General features: G+C 71.0%; 9 protein-coding genes, 1 tRNA gene and 1 pseudogene. 7 read left to right on the forward strand and 4 right to left on the reverse strand.

Annotation, left to right across the window (positions count from 1 at the left end; translation table 11 throughout):
* The first annotated feature begins 7 nt into the window (after positions 1 to 7).
* Positions 8 to 922, forward strand: a complete 915-nt coding sequence (locus ACQ95T_RS09380; protein ID WP_425942677.1) for an aminotransferase class IV — start codon at positions 8 to 10, stop codon at positions 920 to 922.
* 1,340 nt (positions 923 to 2,262) lie between these two features.
* On the opposite strand, the gene ACQ95T_RS09385 is transcribed toward ACQ95T_RS09380, so the two are convergent.
* Entirely contained in the window at positions 2,263 to 2,574 is a 312-nt protein-coding gene (locus ACQ95T_RS09385) for a hypothetical protein (protein ID WP_431473788.1), read from the reverse strand.
* 653 nt (positions 2,575 to 3,227) lie between these two features.
* On the opposite strand from ACQ95T_RS09385, the gene ACQ95T_RS09390 reads away from it, so the two are divergent.
* Together ACQ95T_RS09390 and ACQ95T_RS09395 are read left to right on the forward strand one after the other, a co-directional pair.
* Positions 3,228 to 3,971, forward strand: coding sequence for an HNH endonuclease signature motif containing protein (locus ACQ95T_RS09390; protein WP_431473789.1), 744 nt, complete (start codon positions 3,228 to 3,230; stop codon positions 3,969 to 3,971).
* Between the two features lie 214 nt (positions 3,972 to 4,185).
* Positions 4,186 to 4,262 (forward strand) — tRNA-Val (locus ACQ95T_RS09395).
* A gap of 521 nt (positions 4,263 to 4,783) precedes the next feature.
* Here the strand turns inward: ACQ95T_RS09395 and ACQ95T_RS09400 are convergent.
* Positions 4,784 to 5,137, reverse strand: a complete 354-nt coding sequence (locus tag ACQ95T_RS09400) for a winged helix-turn-helix transcriptional regulator (RefSeq protein WP_425942675.1) — start codon at positions 5,135 to 5,137, stop codon at positions 4,784 to 4,786.
* A gap of 452 nt (positions 5,138 to 5,589) precedes the next feature.
* On the opposite strand from ACQ95T_RS09400, the gene ACQ95T_RS09405 reads away from it, so the two are divergent.
* Both ACQ95T_RS09405 and ACQ95T_RS09410 read left to right on the forward strand, forming a co-directional pair.
* Complete coding sequence (locus ACQ95T_RS09405; protein ID WP_431473790.1) at positions 5,590 to 8,322, forward strand: hypothetical protein; 2,733 nt, start codon at positions 5,590 to 5,592, stop codon at positions 8,320 to 8,322.
* A complete protein-coding gene (locus ACQ95T_RS09410; protein WP_431473791.1) occupies positions 8,240 to 9,904 on the forward strand; it encodes a multicopper oxidase domain-containing protein in 1,665 nt (554 codons plus the stop codon). The genes ACQ95T_RS09405 and ACQ95T_RS09410 overlap by 83 nt, the downstream gene beginning before the upstream one ends.
* 343 nt (positions 9,905 to 10,247) lie before the next feature.
* On the opposite strand, the gene ACQ95T_RS09415 is transcribed toward ACQ95T_RS09410, so the two are convergent.
* Positions 10,248 to 10,721 carry a flavodoxin family protein gene (locus ACQ95T_RS09415; RefSeq protein ID WP_425942673.1) on the reverse strand — a complete coding sequence of 158 codons (474 nt, stop codon included), beginning with the start codon at positions 10,719 to 10,721 and terminating at the stop codon, positions 10,248 to 10,250.
* Positions 10,722 to 10,850: 129 nt separating this feature from the next.
* Here ACQ95T_RS09415 and ACQ95T_RS09420 point away from each other — a divergent pair, with 129 nt between their 5' ends.
* Positions 10,851 to 11,936 carry a DNA polymerase IV gene (locus tag ACQ95T_RS09420; RefSeq protein ID WP_425942672.1) on the forward strand — a complete coding sequence of 362 codons (1,086 nt, stop codon included), beginning with the start codon at positions 10,851 to 10,853 and terminating at the stop codon, positions 11,934 to 11,936.
* Between the two features lie 15 nt (positions 11,937 to 11,951).
* On the opposite strand, the gene ACQ95T_RS09425 is transcribed toward ACQ95T_RS09420, so the two are convergent.
* A complete protein-coding gene (locus ACQ95T_RS09425; protein ID WP_425942671.1) occupies positions 11,952 to 12,476 on the reverse strand; it encodes an NUDIX hydrolase in 525 nt (174 codons plus the stop codon).
* 118 nt (positions 12,477 to 12,594) lie between these two features.
* Between ACQ95T_RS09425 and thrS the strand changes: the two are divergent.
* Positions 12,595 to 14,577: pseudogene (thrS, locus tag ACQ95T_RS09430) on the forward strand (threonine--tRNA ligase).
* The last annotated feature ends 16 nt before the right edge of the window (positions 14,578 to 14,593 follow it).

The following is a 14,593-nucleotide window of genomic DNA, read 5'->3' on the forward strand; positions in this document are numbered from 1 at the left end:
GACCCCCATGGACGCAGGTATGCCGCAGGTGCGGGTGTGGGTGGACGGGCGCCTCGTGGGGCCGGCCGAGCCGGCCCTGCTGCCGTTGGACCACGGGTTCACCGTGGGCGACGGGGTGTTCGAGACGGCCAAGGTCGTCGACGGGGTGGTCTTCGCCGCCGACCGGCACCACGCCCGGATGGACCGGTCCCTGGCGGGGCTGGGGTTGTCACCGCTGGACCGGGACCGGGTCCAGGAGGGGATCGACGCCGTTCTCGGGGTCGGCCCGATGAGCTTCGGCCGGTTGCGGTACACCGTCACGGCCGGCCCCGGACCTCTGGGGAGCGAGCGCGGGACGGGTGGCACGACATACCTCGTGACCGGGCAGGAGCAGGAGCCGCCGCCGCGCACGACCGCGGTCGCGGTCGTTCCGTGGGCGCGCAACGAACGAGGTGCGCTGACGGGGCTGAAGACGACGTCGTACGCCGAGAACGTGGTCGCTCTCGCGGCCGCGAAACGGGCCGGAGCCGCCGAGGCGCTCCTGCCGAACATGGCGGGGGAGCTGTGCGAAGGGACCGGGTCCAACGTGTTTGTCGTCCTCGGTGAGGTGGTGATGACGCCGGCGCTGACTGCCGGTCCGCTGGCGGGCGTGACCCGTGCCCTCACGATCGAGTGGCTGCGCGCGGAGGGGGTGGAGGTCGTCGAGGCGCACCTTCCGGTCGCGGTCCTCGACGAGGCCGACGAGGTGTGGATCACGTCGTCGGTCCGGGACGTCTGCGCGGTGACGCGGATCGAGGTGACGGGGCCTGCGACGACGGCGACCGGGCTCGAGCTGCCGGCCCCGGTCGTCATGCCGAGGTCGTTGGGGGACGGGGCCGGGCCCGTGACCCGGTTCGCCCAGGAGATGTTCGCCCGCCGGGCGGCCGTCGACCACAACCCCTGACGCGGCGCGGGTCGAGGGGGAGGCACGCGGGTCGGGGGGAAGGTGTAGGGGTCGAGGGAGAGGCGCGTCGGTCGAGGGGGAGTCGCGCGGGACGAGGGAGGCGCGTCCGTCGAGGGGGAGTCGCGTCGTTACCCGTCGCGCCGCCGGGTACCTCGGGGTCTCTGGTGGACGGTCGGGCGGGTACGGGCGGGTGTTCATCCTGCGAAGCACAAGCCGATCCGACCTCGTGGGTCGATCGGGATGCCGTGGGAGCCGGGCTGCCTGAGCGTCCCGGCGCCTCGGTCCGGGCGCCGAGTCCGTGGTCTGCCTGTCCTCTGACCCGCTCCGACGTGCCCCGAGCAGGTCCGCGCAGTCCCGATCCTCGCCCGCCCCCCGGGCCGGCCCACCAGCTGTCACGGTCGGACTGCGCCACCTGGTGGCCCAAGAGGGTTGGGGATACCTCTTGCGCTCTTCGAACAGGTGTCCTAATATGGGTCTCAGGCAGGGGGATGTCTGGGGAGGAGGGGTTCGATGGGTGGCAGTCGCAGTGCCGGTCGTGGTGGTGGGGCGTCGTGGGTGTCGGGTGGGTCGGGTCCTGGTGTTGCGGTGGTGGAGCCGCCGTGGGAGGACGTGGAGCCCTATGACGCCGAGGGATGCGCGGTGGGGGAGTCGTTGGACTGGCAGGATGTGACCGGCCCCGGGGCCTGGGTCGAGCCGCCGGTCGAGCACGATCCGGGGTTGGCGTTGGCCGACCCGGTCGGGGCTCTGGGTCGGGTGCTGTCCGATCTGGGCCTGGGAGCGGCGACGGTGGAGGCGATGGCGGGTGCGGCCGTGGTGGCGGCGGAGCACGAGGGAGTTCTCACTGCCCCGGCCATGGACCTGCAGGCCGTCCACGGGGTGGGGGTGCTGGCGTTGTTGCGGTGCCGGATGGAGGCGGTGCAGCTGGTCGCGGTGGCGGATCTGGCGGTGCGCACGGGGCGGCGGTTGCTGCAGGAGAAGGGGATCGGGGACTCGGCGGGGTTGTCGGCCACGGCCTGGGGCAGGTGGCGGGCGCGGGTGAAGTCGTTGGTGGCTGCCGAGCTGGAGGTGGCTCTGGGTCTGGGCCGCGGAGAGGCCCGGGACATGGTCGCGGTGGCGTGCGCGCCGGAGGGGATCGTCGGAGCGGTGCTGGGTGCGTTGCGCCGCGGTGAGGTGCCCTGGCACCTGGTGCGCCGGTTCTGGACCAAGGCGGGGTCGCTGCCGACCGAGGACGTGAGCATGATCGGTTCGGCGCTCTTCGGCAGCGACGTGGCGTGTGCGGCGCCGGAGCGGTTGGATCCGGACGGGCAGTTGCACGGTCGGGCGTGGGCGGTCAAGGAGTTCTACGCCGCGCTCGAGCGTGAGGTGGTCCGGGCCAGGGGCAGGGACGAGCGGTCCGCGCGGGCCGCCCGCGACGAGGCGGTCGCGGGGCGGGACGCTTGGTTGCGGGTGCATGACGACGGGACCGCCACGGTGGGTGTGCGCACCCCGTTGATCTCGGGCGTGGGCGTGTTCGCCCGCATCGACCGGATGGCCAGGACGTTGAGGGGTGCGGGGGAGGAACGCTCGCTGGCCCAGCTGCGCTCGGACCTGTGCGCCAGTCTCCTGCTGCACGGCACGGTCGCGATTCCCCAGGTCGTCGATGAGCTGCTCACACCGCAGGACCTGGACGCCCTGGCCGCGGTCACGACGGCGACCCCACCGGTGGACCTGCAGGTCGTCGTCCCGTGGGACTGCCTGACCGGTGAGGTGGCCTGCCCCCGGTGCGCGCACACCCGCTCCGGCTCGGGCCCCGAGCGTGCGCACGGCCCAGGTGGCGTCGTCGGCACTGACGAGGCCGGTGATGGTCGAACCGGGCTCGGGTCGTTGACCCTGGCCGGCCCTGGCTGGCCTCCGCTGCCGGACTGGCTCGCCCGACGATGCGGGGACCAGTCGGCCCTGCCGTCCTCAGCAGGGCCGCCCACCCCGCCAGGAGCGCCACCGCCCTCGCCGGACGCGTCGCCCTCTCCGGACGCGTCGCCCTCTCCGGACGCGTCGCCCTCTCCGGACGCGTCGCCCTGGCCGTGCGCGCCGGCACCGATGGCCGTGCCACCGGGCTGGCCGGTGGTAGGGCAGGTCCCGTTGCCGGGAGTGGCGTGGTCGGGCACGGTGGCCGAGCTGGTGGGGCTGCACCCGGCGTTCCTGACCCCGGGTCAGGCGCGGGAGCTGGTGCTGGCTCCGGGGACCACGATGCACCGGATCCTGGTCGATCCGGCCGACGGGCGGTGCATCGAGCGCACGATCAGCGCCTACCGGCCGAGACGCGGACATGCGCCGGCAGGTCGCGGCGGCCGACGTGTACGGGCGCGGCCCGGGGGAGCGGACCCCGCCGCAGCGCTGGCAGCTCGACCACGAGCACGAGCACCAGGACGGCGGCCCGACGGCCGAGACCAACCTCAACGGCAAGGGCGTCTTCTTCCACGCGGTCAAGACCGCCCGGCTGTGGTCCTCGGCGATGAACCAACGCCGCGACCTGACCTGGACCACCCTGCTGCGACAGGTCGTGACCACCCGCGGGCACGACTACCGCCAGTACCTGACCCGCCTGGACACCCTGGCCGCCGACCCCCGCGCCAGCACCCAGGGACCGAACGCCACCGGGAACGACGACACGACGGTCGCCGACCGGGCCGCCGACGTGGAGGACCGGGACACCGCTTCGGCCATGGCCGACCGGGCCGACCTGGCCAACCGCCTCCTGTACGCCGCGATCGTGCACCGCCACGCCGGCGCCCCGGCCCGCGCCACCGACGACCTCGTCGACGCCGAGGCCTACGACCTGCGCCTGGCCGGCTGGGCCAGCATCGACCCCCGCCTGGCCCTGGCCCGCGACGGCCGCCACGCCGACCTCAAAGGCCCCACCCCCGAACAGCTCCTCGGCATGGACACCACCGCCGCAAAGACACCCGACACCCCCCGCACCCAGGACCCCCGGGCGTCAAGACCCGCCACCCAGGGCCACACCGACGGCTGGGCCACCCGCCCCGCCCCCGACGACCCCCCACCCTTCTGAGGGAAGCGGGGTGAGGTCTCGTGGGTGAGGAAGGCGACCGCGACGAATGGACGTCCGTCACGACGGCTCGGTCAGCGGTGTCACGAGAGGCTTTCGAGCCACCAGGCTGTGCTCGTCCGCAGGCCGGTCTCGGCACCTCCCCAGGAGCCGCGTCACGGATTTCGTCGGGCGACCGCAGGCCGCTACAGTAGGTCCCCGCGCCCGTCGGGTGCCTGGACGTGTAGCTCAGCTGGTTAGAGCGCTCGCTTCACACGCGAGAGGTCAGGGGTTCGAGTCCCTTCACGTCCACCAGCACCGATCGCGGCCTGACCCAGCGGAAACGCCTGGACAGGCCGCGATTCGTCTTCCTGGCGTGTCGGATGACCCCCGAATATCGGCCCGGTCGACCCCCGAGGGCCGCGCTCGACCCGCGGTCTGACGGGCGAAGCGGGCGCGTGGACGAGATCGCGGGGGATGCTGTCCGGATCGACGCAGCAGCGCTGGACCCTCGCCGCGCAGGTCGCCGTCGGCCGCTGACGCCCCGCACCCCCAGGCGCGCCGCCTGGGCGGGCAGCATCGGCCTCACCTCGTGCCCGCTCAGCGACCGGGTCGACCTGCGCGCCCTCCGGTTCAGCGCCGCCGAAACGGCCAGCGTGCGCCGTCGCCGTCGCCGTCGTCGGAGTCGGCGTCAACGCCACCACCGGAGTGCGTCTGCGTTGCAGGATCGACCTGTGTCTCGGCGACGCTAGAAGCGCTCCGCGGAGCACTTCATCTTCACGCCGCCCAAGAGGCCTCCCGTGGCGTGCGGCCTCGAGGGCGTCCGGGCCAGGTCGTCACTGGCGGGCGACGCGGTCCGGCTCAGCGGGGACAAACCGATGCGGGAGAGGTTTGCGCTGAGGACAGGCGTTGGCTCGCTCGACGAGGTCCAGGAAGTCCCCGATCGTCACACGTCCCTCGACGCGGTGCCGGAACAGCTCGTCCCGGCGCACGGTGTAGTTGTTGCGACGCCCCACCCGAACTCGGATGACCACACCGGCTCGCTCGAGATCTCCGACGATCTGCTGCACCGCGCGCTCGGTGATCCCGATGCTTGTCGCGACGTCCCGCAGGAGAACCTCGGGGTTCACCGCCAGACACGCGAGCACGTGCCCGTGGTTGGTGAGGAACGTCCAGCCGTCCCGGCCCATATGAACGACGATACGGGAATCGGCCTTTGCTGACGCCGAAAGGTGACGAATGACTCACCGGCCGGCGCCCGGCACGTCCGACGCCCGGAGGGGTCGACCGACCACGCGCGCGGCCATGGGGCCCGAGCCCTTTCGGATTCGCGAACGGCGTTTCCGGAGCGAGGTTTCTCTTGTGAGGGAATTCCCAGCGGTCCTACGGTCCACACATCCGTGGCCACCAGGGACACGATCACAGGGGCGAGGTCCGTCATGTCGGACGGCACGACACGCGAAGCCAGAATCACCATCACGACAGCGATGCTGCTCGCGGTGCCCGCCGGGGTCGGCGCCATCGTCGCCACCGCACCAGGCACGGGGACAGCGGTCGCTGCGACGGACCCGACGAAGGTGTCGGACGGCTTCGCGCCGTGGCCCAGCCTCCACTCGGAAGGAGCACGACAGTGAAAAGAAACATGGGCATCGCTGCTTTCGCGGCCATCGCCCTGCTACCCATGGGGCTGGCCAACCCTCCCGCCGTCACCCCAGCCGGTGCCGACATCCCTGCGCTCGTGGCGGCGCAGCCCGATGAGCAGGACCGCTACAAGGACAAGGCCGAGAAGGTCAAGGAGAAGCAGGAGAAGACGATCGACCAGGCCGACCGTGAGGCTGCGGCCGCTCGAGCGCTGCAGGACGGCGCGCTCAACCCGATGATGGTGGTAGACGCCGAGATGATCACCGCGGCTGCGGCCCCCGGTGATGCGCCCCGCTACTTCAGCCACCCGAACTACGCGAACAGCCCGCTGCCCGAGTTGACGACGGCAGCGGGCGACAGCGTTCTGGTCGGCAACGACGTGATCCAGCGGACGAACCCGACAGACACCGCGTCGAACGTCCTCGTGATGAGCCCAGGGGTGCTGTCCGACGGCTTCCTGAACGGGTTCCAGACCTACGTCCAGGCCGGGTCGGAGGGGCTCCCCTTCCATGCGTACGTCCTTCGGCCGACGGGAAACCCGGACAACCCGAACGAGTACACGGTCGTCTTCGACAGCGGGCAGCTCGTGACGCCCGCCACGACCGGCGTGGCCGCATACGGCGTGACCAACTTCGAGGTCATGGCGGGTGACCGCATCGCCCACTACGGTCAGGGCATTCCCTACACCCCCGGATCGGGCACGGACAGCATCTACTACCCCTCTGCTGCACTGCCCGCCCAGGGCTCGACGATCACCCTGGGGACGGCTCCCTACCCGCCGTACACCGCCCAGGCGCGGACGTACTCCTTCGCGGCGAGCATGGTGGGTCCGCAGGAGGTGACCATCACCGGTGGGATCCGCAAGTTCGTCGACCCGCTGCCGGAGATCCCAGCCGCCGTCGCCGACACGGCGTCCTTCCCCGTCGACGGGACGACGCCGGCTGCCGACTACTACGAGATCGCCCTCGTCGAGTACACCCAGCAGCTGCACCAGGACCTGCCGGCAACCACGCTGCGCGGCTACGTGCAGCTGGAAACCCCCGCGAACGCGGACGCGAACAGCGCCCACTACGACCTCGGCAACGGGTACTTCGGCTACACCGCGCCCAGCTATCTGGGCCCGGCCATCGTGGCCCAGAAGGACAAGCCGGTCCGGATCAAGTTCCGCAACCTGCTGCCGACGGGTGCGGAGGGCAACCTGTTCCTGCCGGTGGACACCACGGTGATGGGCGCGGGTATGACGCCCGAGGGTCACGAGATGATGGAAGCCATGCCCGACATGGTCGACCCGCAGGTCCCCATGTGCAACGACCCTGCGACGAAGCCCGGTCTGGTGGCGAGCGGGGACTGCTACTCCGACAACCGGTCGATCATCCACCTGCACGGCGGCATCACCCCGTGGATCTCCGACGGCACCCCGCACCAGTGGATCACGCCGGCGAACGAGGACACCCCGTTCCCTGAGGGCGTGAGCGTCAAGAACGTGCCGGACATGGATCCGGCGGCTGAGGACCCGACCGACGGCGTCCAGACGTTCTACTACACCAACGCCCAGAGCGCGCGGCTGATGTTCTACCACGACCACTCGTGGGGCATCACGCGACTCAACGTGTACGCCGGCTCGGCCGCGCATACATACATCATCCAGGACGAGACCGAGCAGGCCTTGGTCACTGCCGGGACCATTCCGGACGCGGCCTCGACGATCCCGCTCGTGTTCCAGGACAAGACCTTCGTGCCCAACCAGGCCCAGCTCGACCTTCAGGACGAGACGTGGGACACGACGGCCTGGGGTGGCGAGGGAAGCCTCTGGCTGCCGCACGTCTACTCCCCGGCGCAGAACCCGGGCGACGTCTCCGGTGTCAACGCCTACGGCCGCTGGGCCTACGGTCCGTGGTTCTGGCCGCCGACGAACAACGTGGAGTACGGCCCGATCGACAACGCGTACTTCGATCCCACCTGCGACCCTGAGGCGGGCTGGTGCGAGCCGGCGCTGATGCCTGGTGTGCCGTACAACTCGATGGGCATGGAGGCGTTCATGGACACCCCCATGGTCAACGGGGCGGCCTACCCGACCACGACCCTGGAGCCCAAGCCCTACCGGTTCCGGATCCTCAACGCGGCCAACGACCGGTTCTTCAACCTGTCGATGTACCAGGCGGTCGACGCCAACGGCACGGTGTGCGACGGCACCACCGCACCGGTGGCCGAGAGCACCGGGGTGGCGTGCACCGAGGTGGCGCTCAACCCGGACGAGGTCGCAGCCGCGCTGGAGGACCCGACGGTCTTCCCGACGCCGGTCGCCGGCACCGAGGGCCCGGACTGGGTCGTCATGGGCACCGAGGGCGGCTTCCTGCCGGCCCCGGTCGAGGTCCCGGCGCACCCGACCACCTGGGTCAACGACCCGACCGTGTTCAACGCCGGCAACGTCGACCAGCACTCGCTGCTCGTCGCACCCGCCGAGCGCTTCGACGTGGTGGTGGACCTGTCGCAGTACGCCGGCCAGACGCTGATCGTCTACAACGACGCACCCGCGGCGTTCCCGGCACGCGACCCGCGCTACGACTACTACACGGGCAACGGCGACTACCGCGAGTCCGGTGGCACGGCGTCGACCCTTCCGGGGTACGGGCCCAACACCCCGCACCGTCATGCAGATCAAGGTCGCGGACACCGCCCCGGCTCCGGCGTTCGACGTCGGCAAGCTCAGCACCGCATTCAACCACACGGCTGACGGAAAGGGCGTGTTCGAGGCCGGGCAGAAGCCGATCATCGTCGGCCAGGGCGAGTACAACAGCGCGTACGGCACATCGTTCCGGACAGCCCTCCCGCGCAACGGCACAGTGCAGATCTACGACACGTCGCTCACTTTCGACCGGCTCGTCGACCCGGATGCGGACACCGCGCCCGGCGCCCCCTTCACCACCTCTACGGTGGCCGAGCGGCTGACGACCGATCTCAAGCCCAAGATGATCCAGGACGAGATGGGCGAGGCCTTCGAACAGGAGTACGGGCGCATGAGCGGGTTCCTGGGGGTGGAGACACCGAACGCCCAGGCCGGTCTGCAGAACATGATCCTGTACGGCTTCTCGATGCCACCCACCGAGGTGCTCGACGGCATCGAGCTGCCGCCAGGCATGGAGGCCACGCCGATCTCCTCTGCCGCGGACGGCACGCAGATCTGGAAGTTCACGCACAACGGGGTCGACACGCACCCCATCCACTTCCACCTGTATGACGTGCAGCTGCTCAACCGCGTCGGCTGGGACGGGATCGTCCGCAAGCCGGAGGCGACCGAGCTCGGCTGGAAGGACACCGTCCGGATCAGCCCGCTGGAGGACACCATCGTCGCGGTGCGGCCGATCATCCCGCCGATCCCGGAGGAGTGGGGCGGACTGCCGAACAGTGTCCGGCTGCTCGACCCGTCCATGCCGGCAGGCGCCTACCTGGCGAACACGACGCAGCAGGAGGCGCTGGGCCTGCCGCTCATGGCCTTCAACCCCGACGGTGAGCCGATCGACGTGCTCAACCACTACGTCAACTTCGGCTGGGAGTACGTGCTCCACTGCCACATCCTCAGCCATGAGGAGATGGACATGATGCGCTCCCAGGCCGTGGCGGTGAACCCAACAGCGCCCACCGGCATCGACTACGTGCCGTCAGGCAACGGCAGGAACCGGATCAACACGGTGACGTGGACAGACAACTCGAAGAACGAGACCGCCTTCGTCATCGAACGGCGCGTCGAGGGCTCCACGGGTCCGTGGTCGGAGATCGCCATGGTCCAGACCGAGGACCGGGTCAACCTCACGAGCCTGTCCACGGCGACCACCGAGACCGGTGCAGCAACCGGTGAGGCCACGTACGTGGATGCGATCGGCAACACGAACACCCTGTACGAGTACAACGTGTACGCGATCAACACGGTCGGGGACACGTGGGACTACTCGGACCCGGCGTTCAACAACATCCCGCCGGGAGGAGGCTTCCCGACGATCACGGTCGACAGCCGTGGCACCGGGCAGGTCGCCGGCGACCCGGTCGACGCACCGACCGGGCTCACCGGGACGCTCACCGTGAAGAACAAGAAGACCTCCACGGTGAACCTCAGCTGGACGGACAACTCGGACAACGAGACCGGGTTCCTCATCCAGCGCACCAACAGCGACGGAACCAACCTCGTGAACGCCACGGTGGGTGCAGGCACCAGCACGTTCACGCAGACCGTCACCTCCGGAGTGGCCTACCTCTACCGGGTGCACGCCTTCAGTGACACCACCCAGTCGAGCTGGTCCAACACCCTCGCGCTGCCGTGACCTGCGGTCGCTGACAGGGCACAGGGGCCCGGGTGGATGCGAAGGCATCCGCCCGGGCTCCGTCCTGACCGGGGCATCAGAGACGGCTGCGCGAGGCCCCGGGTGGGTGTCGTGGGCGACGCCCGGTGATAGAGCCCCGCCCGGTGGGCAGCCTTCGTCGCCCTGACGTGGGACTTCTCCATGGCCATCGAGCGCCTGCGCGGATTCGGACTCAAGGTCACGGACCGCTACGCCCCCGCCCACCTTCGTGAGCTCGACCGGAGACGTGAGGCACGCGGCGCCTGAGGCGCCCTCGTGAGCGCTCGAGGCCCGTCTCGACGTGCGGCGTCCGCGCAACCCCTCCTCAGAGGAGACCCTGCGCCCACGTCCGGGCCCGGTCCGCCTCCCCGTCCAGGAGCGGACCCTTGTCTCCGTGCACCCAGAACTTCTCGGGTGCCGCCACCATCGTGCAACCCAGCGCCCGCAGCCTCTTGGCGGCCGCCCTGCTGGCCGTGCCGGGAAGGTTGGGCTTGCGGGTGTGCGTGTCGAAGGTCGCCACCTTCAGGGTCGCGCTCCCGGCGGCGTCCAGCCACTCCCGGATCCCGGTCGTCGGCGGGTGCCCGCCGCGTCCGGCAGCGTCCTCCCGGGTCTGGGGCCGGCTCATCCCGAAGGCGTGCGTCGGTGCGCCGACGACGAGCAAGTCCACGTCGAGGCTCTCGAGCGGAGGGGCGCTCCCGACGTCGACGAGATCCGTCCCGTCGCCGAGCCCCGCGGCCACCGCCTCCGCGACCTCCCGGGTGTTGCCGAACGCGGACTCGTAGACGACCAGGTACGTCATGGACCTCACCTCTGCGTGGTCCTTCCAGCACACACCCGTCCGTGGGGGACCGCAAGGAGGTCGGCTGTCTACCGCGTCACAGTCCGCCCGGACGCGCGGCGGGCCGCCCCACGCACGACACTGGGACCCATGAGCGAGGGCGCCGTTCCGTGGGTGCTCCACGTCGACCTCGACGAGTTCCTCGCCGCGGTCGAGGTGCTGCGCCGTCCGGAGCTAGGCGGGACCCCGGTCGTCGTGGGCGGGCGCGGTGACCCCACCGAGCGGGGAGTGGTCGCCACCGCCTCCTACGCCGCCCGCGAGCTCGGCGTCCGCTCCGGTATGCCGCTGCGCACGGCCCTGCGCAAGGCTCCGGAGGCGACGTTCCTCCCCGCGGACCACCAGGCCTACGAGGAGGCGTCCGCCTCCGTGATGGCGACCCTGCGCGGTCTGGAGGGGGTGGTCGTGGAGGTGCTGGGGTGGGACGAGGCCTTCCTGGGCGTCGTCACCGACGACCCGGAGGGCGTCGCGCAGCACGCCCGGTCGGAGGTGTTGGCGGCGACCGACCTGCACTGCTCGGTCGGCATCGGGGACAACAAGGTCCGCGCGAAGATCGCCACCGGCTTCGGCAAGCCGCGCGGCATCTTCCGGCTGACCGACCAGAACTGGTTCACGGTGATGGGGGACCGGCCGGTCGTCGACCTGTGGGGCGTCGGCCCCAGGGTCTCGCGCAGGCTGGCCGGTCACGGCGTACGCACCGTCAGCGAGCTCGCCCGCGCCCCGGTCGAGGTGCTCACGCAGGAGTTCGGCCCCCGGATGGGCCGCTGGTACCACGAGCTCGGCAGCGGCCTCGGCCCCTCCGTCGTGGACGACGCTCCGTGGGTCGCCCGCGGGCACAGCAGGGAGAGGACCTTCCAGGAGAACCTGACCTCGCCGGAGCAGGTCGACGAGGCCGTCCGGGACCTCGCCACCCGGGCGTTCGCCGACACCGCCCGGGAGGGACGGGCCGTGGTCCGGGTGACGCTCAAGGTGCGCTACGCGCCCTACTTCACCACAATCTACGGCCGCAGGCTGCCTGCGCCGACGACGGAACGCGACGACGTGGTGGCCGCGGCCCTGGCGCTGACCGAGCGCCTGGAGGCCGGCCGGGAGGTCCGGCTGCTCGGCGTGCACGCGGAGATGGTCATGCCCGATGGACCCGGCCGGGCGGACCGCACCCCGGTCCGTGGGCGGATCTGATGCGGGCGGACCTGATCAGGGTGCTTCGGCCCGCCGGGCCAGCCGCTGCGGCACCAGCCGCAGCGCCAGCCGCGCCCAGGCCCGCACCTCGTCGGTGACGGGGCGGGCGAGCAACCCCTCGGCGTCCACCCACTGCATCTCCGGCTCGTCCCCGTCGAGGACCGGCAGCCCGGCCGCGGTCCGCGGACCGTCCCCCACCACCTCCGCGACGTAGACGAGGTCGATGTGCTGGTGCCCCGGGGAGATGTCCTCCACCTGGATCCCCTCCGGCCGCACCAGCTGGCGGGGCGACCCCGGGGCGTCGTGGTCGATGCCCGGCGACCCCACGAGCCGCACCTGCAGCCCCGTCTCCTCGCGCGTCTCCCGAAGCGCTGCGTCGTCGGGCAGCTCGTGCGGTTCGACGTGGCCGCCGGGGGGCAGCCACAGGCCCACCTTCCGGTGCGGGTGCAGCAGCACGTGCCCGGCGTGGACGACGAACACCGCGACGGTGAAGTGCTTGGTGATGCCGTCCGGTGGTTCCCGGTCCTGCACGTGGCCCATGGCCCCGACCCTAAGGGCGCAGGTGTGCCGTGCTCCTGCCGGTAGGGTTTGACGGGCACCGGCCCACCCGGACGCGCCGCACCACCGCACCGCACACGCATACCCGAGGAGCCCACCCGTGTCCCAGATCATCGTCCACGTCGCAGGCAGCGAGCGCGCGGTCGAGCAGGGCACCACGGCCGCCGAGCTCTTCGCCGACGACCCGCAGGTGGTCGTAGCCCGCCTCGACGGCGAGCTCGTCGACCTCGCCCACGTCCTTCCCGACGGAGCGAGCGTGGACCCGGTCCTGGTGAGCGAGCCCGACGGTCTGGACGTGCTCCGCCACTCCTGCGCCCACGTCCTGGCCCAGGCCGTCCAGCAGACCTTCCCGGACGCGAAGCTGGGCATCGGCCCGCCGATCCGCGACGGCTTCTACTACGACTTCGACGTCGAGGAGCCGTTCACCCCCGAGGACCTCAAGCGCCTCGAGAGGTCGATGCAGAAGATCATCAACACCGGTCAGACCTTCGCCCGGCGCGAGGTCGAGGACGACGCGGCCCGCGCCGAGCTGTCGGGCGAGCCCTACAAGCTCGAGCTCATCGGCCTCAAGGGCAGGTCCGCCGACGAGGCGGCCGAGGGCGCGGGCGTCGAGGTCGGTGGCAGCCAGCTGACCGTCTACGACAACGTCGACCGCACCGGTCAGGTCGTCTGGGGCGACCTGTGCCGCGGTCCGCACCTGCCGACCACCAAGATCATCGGCAACGCCTTCAAGCTCATGCGCAGCGCCGCCGCCTACTGGCGCGGCAGCGAGAAGAACCCCCAGCTGCAGCGCATCTACGGCACCGCCTGGCCGAGCAAGGAGGAGCTCAAGGCCCACCTCGAGCGGCTCGCCGAGGCCGAGCGCCGCGACCACCGCAGGCTCGGGGCGGAGATGGACCTGTTCTCCTTCCCCGAGGAGGTCGGCCCGGGCCTGCCCGTCTTCCACCCCAAGGGCGCGATCCTGCGCCGCACCATGGAGGACTACGTCTGGCAGCGGCACGTGGAGGCCGGGTTCTCCTACGTCACCACCCCCCACCTGTCCAAGGAGGGGCTGTTCCACACCTCCGGGCACCTGCCCTACTACGCCGACGGGATGATGCCCGAGCTGGGACGACGACGGTCAGGCCTACCGCATCAAGGCGATGAACTGCCCGATGCACAACCTCATCTACCGGTCCCAGCAGCGCTCCTACCGCGACCTGCCCCTGCGCTACTTCGAGTTCGGCACCGTCTACCGCAACGAGAAGTCCGGCGTCCTGCAGGGCCTGACCCGGGTGCGGATGATCACCCAGGACGACAGCCACTCCTACGTCACGAAGGAGCAGGCGCCCGGCGAGGTCAAGCACCTGCTGGACTTCGTGCTCGGGCTGCTGCGCGACTTCGGCCTGGACGACTACTACCTCGAGCTGTCCACCCGCGACGAGACCGGGGAGAAGAAGGACAAGTTCATCGGCACCGACGAGCAGTGGGCCGAGGGCACCGCGGTGCTGGAGCAGGTCGCCCGCGGGTCCGGGCTGGAGCTGGTGGACGACCCCGGGGGCGCGGCCTACTACGGACCGAAGATCTCCGTCCAGGCCCGGGACGCGATCGGTCGCACCTGGCAGATGTCGACCATCCAGTACGACTTCAACCAGCCCGAGCGCTTCGGCCTGGAGTACTCCGCCTCCGACGGCACCCGCCAGCAGCCGGTGATGATCCACTCGGCCAAGTTCGGGTCGATCGAGCGGTTCATCGCGTGCTCACCGAGCACTACGCCGGCCAGTTCCCGCCGTGGCTGGCTCCGGTCCAGGTGCTCGGCGTGCCGGTGGCCGAGGACTTCGACGGCTACCTGCAGGACGTCGCCACCCGGCTCCGGGGCGAGGGCGTCCGGGTCGAGCTCGACCTGTCCGACGACCGGTTCCCCAAGAAGATCCGCAACGCCAGCCGGTCCAAGGCGCCGTTCATCCTCATCGCCGGCGGCGAGGACCGGGACGCCGGCGCGGTGTCCTTCCGCTACCGCGACGGCTCGCAGAAGAACGGCGTGCCCCTCGAGGAGGCCGTGGCCGAGGTCGTGTCCGCCGTGCGCGGACGCGTCCAGGTCTGAGGGTCGTGGGCGGCGC

Source organism: Ornithinimicrobium carbonis (assembly GCF_050703245.1).
Taxonomy (GTDB): Bacteria; Actinomycetota; Actinomycetes; order Actinomycetales; family Dermatophilaceae; genus Ornithinicoccus.

Bases quoted from the DNA above. Each gene is read 5' to 3' on its own strand.
- ACQ95T_RS09420 (WP_425942672.1), top strand. From the start codon at position 10,851: ATGAGCGAGGGCGCCGTTCCGTGGGTGCTCCACGTCGACCTCGACGAG.
- ACQ95T_RS09390 (WP_431473789.1), top strand. From the start codon at position 3,228: ATGCGCCGGCAGGTCGCGGCGGCCGACGTGTACGGGCGCGGCCCGGGG.
- ACQ95T_RS09380 (WP_425942677.1), top strand. From the start codon at position 8: ATGGACGCAGGTATGCCGCAGGTGCGGGTGTGGGTGGACGGGCGCCTC.
- ACQ95T_RS09410 (WP_431473791.1), top strand. From the start codon at position 8,240: ATGCAGATCAAGGTCGCGGACACCGCCCCGGCTCCGGCGTTCGACGTC.
- ACQ95T_RS09400 (WP_425942675.1), bottom strand. From the start codon at position 5,137: ATGGGCCGGGACGGCTGGACGTTCCTCACCAACCACGGGCACGTGCTC.
- ACQ95T_RS09415 (WP_425942673.1), bottom strand. From the start codon at position 10,721: ATGACGTACCTGGTCGTCTACGAGTCCGCGTTCGGCAACACCCGGGAG.
- ACQ95T_RS09425 (WP_425942671.1), bottom strand. From the start codon at position 12,476: ATGGGCCACGTGCAGGACCGGGAACCACCGGACGGCATCACCAAGCAC.
- ACQ95T_RS09405 (WP_431473790.1), top strand. From the start codon at position 5,590: ATGGGCATCGCTGCTTTCGCGGCCATCGCCCTGCTACCCATGGGGCTG.